Annotated in this window: 5 protein-coding genes; all 5 read left to right on the top strand. The window is 71.1% G+C overall.

All coding sequences use genetic code 11. The features are described 5' to 3' along the window. Positions 1-548: D-alanyl-D-alanine carboxypeptidase/D-alanyl-D-alanine endopeptidase (gene dacB / locus ACWF94_RS32580; RefSeq protein WP_453496774.1), on the top strand; the 548-nt coding region annotated here is incomplete at its 5' end. 270 nt (positions 549-818) lie between these two features. Continuing rightward, positions 819-1,949: a zinc-dependent metalloprotease gene (locus ACWF94_RS32585; protein WP_453496777.1), complete on the top strand. Its 1,131-nt coding sequence runs from the start codon at positions 819-821 to the stop codon at positions 1,947-1,949. Between the two features lie 208 nt (positions 1,950-2,157). Beyond that, positions 2,158-3,423 carry a tRNA lysidine(34) synthetase TilS gene (gene tilS, locus ACWF94_RS32590; protein ID WP_453496779.1) on the top strand — a complete coding sequence of 422 codons (1,266 nt, stop codon included), beginning with the start codon at positions 2,158-2,160 and terminating at the stop codon, positions 3,421-3,423. A gap of 113 nt (positions 3,424-3,536) precedes the next feature. Beyond that, positions 3,537-4,076, top strand: coding sequence for a hypoxanthine phosphoribosyltransferase (gene hpt / locus ACWF94_RS32595; RefSeq protein WP_453496785.1), 540 nt, complete (start codon positions 3,537-3,539; stop codon positions 4,074-4,076). Between the two features lie 352 nt (positions 4,077-4,428). Continuing rightward, a partial coding sequence (locus tag ACWF94_RS32600; RefSeq protein WP_453496782.1) for an ATP-dependent metallopeptidase FtsH/Yme1/Tma family protein occupies positions 4,429-5,302 on the top strand: 874 nt, incomplete at its 3' end.

Raw genomic sequence — 5,302 nt, forward strand, 5'->3', positions numbered from 1 at the left:
CGTGGCTCGCCCAGGTGCACTCCGAGCCGCTGTCCGCCCTGGTCGAACGGATGCTGACCGACAGCGACAACGACATCGCCGAGTCACTCGCCCGGCAGACGGCCGTCGCGTCCGGCGAGGAAGCGAGCTTCGCGGGTGCCGGACGGGCCGTGCGGCGGCAGCTCGACCGGCTGCGGCTCCCGCTGGGCGGGGCGCGGTTCGCCGACGGCAGCGGGCTCGACCGCGCGGACCGGGTCTCCGCGCGGCTGCTCACCGCCCTGCTGGCCCGTGCCGCCGACCCGGCCCGCCCCGAGCTGCGGCCGGTCCTCACCGGCCTGCCGGTCGCGGGCTTCAACGGGACCCTGGTGTCCCGCTACCCGGGGACCTCGCCCGCCACCGGGCTGATCCGCGCCAAGACGGGCACCCTGACCGGGGTCGGCTCGCTGTCCGGCACGGTGGTCGACCCGGGCGGACGGCTGCTCGCCTTCGCCTTCATGGCCGGCGACACCCCATCCCGGGACGCCTCCCAGACCGCCCTGGACCGGCTGGCGGCGGCGCTGGTGAGCTGACCGCGCCCGGGGCCGCGTGCCCCGGGCCACCGCCGCGGGGCCTTGGCCGTATCCACGGGACCGGGGGCGGAACGAACCCACGGAGCCTTGGCCGTACCCATGGGACCGGGGGCGGAACGAACCCACGGAGCCTTGGCCGTACCCACGGGACCGGGGCGGACCGTACCCACGGGACGTGGGCCGCAGCCGCGGGGTCCGCCGGGTGGACCGGTTGAACCGGCGGAATCCAACACCTCACCGCTGTTCGAGAACAGCACGTACGGTTGACGCATGACGAGCATCGGTGGTGCCGAGATGGTCGACTGGAATCTCGCGGTGGCGACCGCGACCCGCTTCGTGCGGCCAGGGCCCGAGGTGAGCAAGGACGAGGCGCGTGCGATCGTCGCCGAGCTGCGACGGCACGCCAAGGCGTCGGAGGAGCACGTCCGGGGCTTCACCCGGATGATCCCCGAGAGCCATGAGCCGGAGGACACCCCGGTCCTCGTCGTGGACCGGGCCGGCTGGGTGCGGGCGAATGTCGCGGGCTTCCGCGAACTGCTCAAGCCGCTGCTGGAGAAGATGCAGGAGCGCCGCTCGGGCGGCCCCACGGGTGCGGTGCTCGGCGCGGTCGGCGGCAAGGTCACCGGCGTCGAGCTGGGGATGCTGCTGTCGTTCCTGGCCTCGCGGGTCCTCGGGCAGTACGAGACCTTCGCGCCCGCCACGCGTGAGCTGCCGGCGGGGGTCAACGGCGGCGGACGCCTTCTGCTGGTCGCGCCCAATATCGTCCATGTGGAGCGCGAACTGGACGTGGACCCGCACGACTTCCGGCTCTGGGTCTGTCTGCACGAGGAGACCCACCGCACCCAGTTCACCGGCGTCCCCTGGCTGCGGGACCATCTGGAAGGCGAGATCCAGTCATTCCTGGGGGAGACCGAGGTCGACCCGATGACGGTGCTGGAGCGCCTCAGGGAGGCCGCCCAGTCGCTGGCCGGGGCCCGCCCTGAGGGCGAGGAGGACGACGGCGGACGCTCCCTCGTCGAAGTGGTGCAGACCCCGGCGCAGCGCGAGATCCTCAGCAGGCTGACCGCCGTGATGTCGCTCCTGGAGGGACACGCGGACTATGTGATGGACGGCGTCGGCCCCGATGTCGTGCCGTCCGTCGCCGAGATCCGGGAGAAGTTCCAGCAGCGCAGGGCGCGGGGGGCGAGCCGGCTGGACCAGGCGCTGCGCAAGCTCCTCGGGCTCGACGCCAAGCTCCGGCAGTACCGCGACGGCGAGCGTTTTGTCCGCGCTGTCGTAGCTGACGTCGGTATGGATGGATTCAACCGGGTCTGGACGTCCCCGAACACGCTCCCCACCAAAGCGGAGATCGCCAAACCCGCCGACTGGGTTGCGCGGGTGCACCGTAAAGCAGATTCATGAGCGAGCGGAAACTGTACGCCCTCGGGGGGCCGGGAGACGCCCCCCGGAGGGCGCAGCATCACCCATCCGAGGGACCGTAGGCCGTGGGTAGGCGTGCGATGCTCGGGGAACGGCTCGGTTCTGTCACCATCAACGCACTCTGAGTGACTGAACCTCCGCTCGACTCCGACCGAGGCACCCCCGAACATCTCCACGAAGGGCACCGGACATGGGTCCCCATCCTGCGGTCGCGGCGATACGCCTGGCGGTCCGCCGCGTACTCCACGACGTACTGACCGAATACGCCTCCACCCCCGACCCGCGCGACTCCCGCGCGGCCACCGACCTCCGCGCCGACCTCCGCAAGGAGTCCCGCGCCGACTTCCGGGCGGACTCCCGCGCGGAACGCGTCGCACGGCTGAGCCACGCCGCCTCCCCGGCCTGCGCCGCCGCCTCCTCGCACGGCGCCACCCCCGCGCGCGCCACGGCCTCCGTGCCGCGCCCCTCCCTCTCCTCATCGGCCTCTGCGGTTGCGTCGTCAGGGACCTCGGCATCCGCCGGCCCCGGCCTCACCGGCGGCCCCGCCCCCCTGGTGCTCGTGGCCTGCTCCGGGGGCGCCGACTCCATGGCGCTCGCCTCCGCCCTGGCCTTCGAGGCCCGCAAGCTCTCCGTCCGGGCCGGCGGCATCACCGTCGACCACGGCCTCCAGGACGGCTCCGACCTGCGCGCCGCCGAGGTCGTGAGCCGCCTCACCGCGCTGGGTCTCGACCCCGTCGAGGCCGTCTCCGTACGCGTCGGCCGGGAAGGCGGCCCCGAAGCCGCCGCCCGCGACGCCCGTTACGCCGCCCTCGACGCCGCCGCCGAGCGCCATGGCGCCGCCGCCGTCCTCCTCGGCCACACCCGCGACGACCAAGCGGAAACCGTCCTGCTGGGGCTCGCCCGCGGCTCCGGCATCCGCTCGCTGTCCGGGATGGCCGCCGTCTCGGGGGCGTACGGCCGCTACCGCCGCCCCTTCCTCCACCTCGACCGGCAGACCGCCCGCAAGGCATGCATGGTCCAGTCGCTGCCGGTCTGGGACGACCCGCACAACGCCGACCCCGCCTACACCCGCTCCCGGCTGCGCCACGAGGGCCTGCCCGCCCTGGAGAAGGCGCTCGGCAAAGGCGTGGTCGAGGCCCTGGCGCGCACCGCACAGCTCTCCCGCGACGACGCCGACGCCCTCGACACCTGGGCCGCCGACGCCGACGCCTCCGTACGCGACGAGACCGGACAGCTGGAGTGCGCCAAGCTGTACGCGCTGCCGCCCGCCGTCCGCCGCCGGGTGCTGCGCCGGGCCGTCATCGACGCCGGAGCGCCCGCGGGCTCGCTCTTCGCCCGCCATGTCGAGGAGGTCGACCGGCTGATCACCGGCTGGCGCGGCCAGGGGGCCATCAATCTGCCCGGCCGCGTCGAGGCCCGACGGCAGAGTGGCAGACTTGTCATTCGGCAAGGCTGACGCAGCCGCGGCGCGAGACGGGCGGCTGAGGTCACCGGGGGGCTGCGCATGCCCCCGGACCCCCGGCCCCCGGGCCCCGGCAAGCAGAAAGCGACCGCGTGAACGAGAAGGACATGGGCACCGACCTTCAGTCGGTGCTCATCACCAAGGAAGAGATCGACGCGAAGCTGGCGGATCTGGCCGCGAAGATCGACGCGGAGTACGCGGGCAAGGAGCTTCTCCTCGTCGGTGTCCTCAAGGGCGCCGTGATGGTGATGGCGGACCTGGCGCGCTCGCTCTCCAGCCCCGTCACCATGGACTGGATGGCGGTGTCGTCGTACGGCGCGGGCACCCAGTCCTCCGGTGTCGTCCGGATCCTCAAGGACCTGGACACCGACATCAAGGGACGCCACGTCCTGATCGTCGAGGACATCATCGACTCCGGGCTCACGCTCTCCTGGCTGCTCTCCAACCTCGGATCGCGCGAGCCCGCCTCCATCGAGGTGTGCACTCTGCTGCGTAAGCCGGATGCCGCAAAGGTCGCGATCGACGTGAAGTGGATCGGGTTCGACATCCCGAACGAGTTCGTTGTCGGCTATGGGCTGGACTACGCGGAGAAGTACCGCAACCTCCCTTTCGTCGGCACGCTCGCGCCCCACGTCTACGGCGGCTGACACCGTCCCGGCCGGGTGCCGGCAGCCGAGGGGAACCAGCTCCGGAAGCCGCCGGGAACGCGTGCCGGCAGCCGCGGGACCAGCTCCGGAAGCCGCCGGGAACGCGTGCCGGCAGCCGCGGGACCAGCTCCGGAAGCCGCCGGGAACCCGTGTCGGAAGCCGAGGGGAACCGGTCCCGGAAGCCGACGGGAACTAACAGACCCCCCGTGCCGTTGAAGCATGCGAAGACGGCTTTGTCAGCCGTACCGTGCGGTCACGGTGCCCATGCTGGGGTACCGTCCGAAGAACAGTCTTTTCTCACAGCAGCATTTACCTACGGGCAGGAGGGACGGGGCGATACCGCTCCGTATGGATGGACGTGAAGCGATACTTCCGTGGGCCGGTCATGTGGATCGTGCTGGCCGTCCTCGCCGTGGTCGTGTTGATGCAGGTTGTCGGCTCGTCGGGCGGCTACAAGACAGTGGACACCGGCCAGGTCGTCCAGGCGATCGAACAGAACCAGGTCGATCAGGTCAAGCTGACCACTGGCGACGAGCAGATCATCAAGGCGGATCTGAAGGACGGCCAGAAGGTCAAGGGCAGCAACAAGATCCAGGCGAGCTATATCGGCACCCAGGGCGCCGAGCTGGCCAACACGCTTCAGGACAAGTTCGAAGCCGGCGACATCGAGAAGGGTTACACCGTCTCGCCGTCGAAGCAGAGCCCGTTCATCTCGGTGCTGCTCTCCCTGCTGCCGTTCGTCCTGATCGTCGTGGTCTTCCTGTTCCTGATGAACCAGATGCAGGGCGGCGGCTCCCGAGTCATGAACTTCGGGAAGTCCAAGGCCAAGCTGATCACCAAGGACACCCCCAAGACGACATTCAGCGATGTGGCGGGGTCCGACGAGGCCGTCGAGGAGCTCCACGAGATCAAGGAGTTCCTCCAGGAGCCGGCGAAGTTCCAGGCCGTCGGCGCGAAGATCCCCAAGGGTGTGCTGCTGTACGGCCCGCCCGGCACCGGCAAGACTCTGCTCGCGCGTGCCGTCGCGGGCGAGGCGGGCGTCCCGTTCTACTCGATCTCCGGCTCCGACTTCGTCGAGATGTTCGTCGGTGTCGGTGCCTCCCGGGTGCGTGACCTCTTCGAGCAGGCCAAGGCGAACGCCCCGGCGATCGTCTTCGTCGACGAGATCGACGCCGTCGGCCGCCACCGCGGCGCCGGCATGGGCGGCGGTCACGACGAGCGTGAGC

The sequence above is a fragment of the Streptomyces sp. NPDC055078 genome, from assembly GCF_053607985.1.

Bases quoted from the DNA above. Each gene is read 5' to 3' on its own strand.
- hpt (WP_453496785.1), top strand. From the start codon at position 3,537: ATGGGCACCGACCTTCAGTCGGTGCTCATCACCAAGGAAGAGATCGAC.
- ACWF94_RS32585 (WP_453496777.1), top strand. From the start codon at position 819: ATGACGAGCATCGGTGGTGCCGAGATGGTCGACTGGAATCTCGCGGTG.
- tilS (WP_453496779.1), top strand. From the start codon at position 2,158: ATGGGTCCCCATCCTGCGGTCGCGGCGATACGCCTGGCGGTCCGCCGC.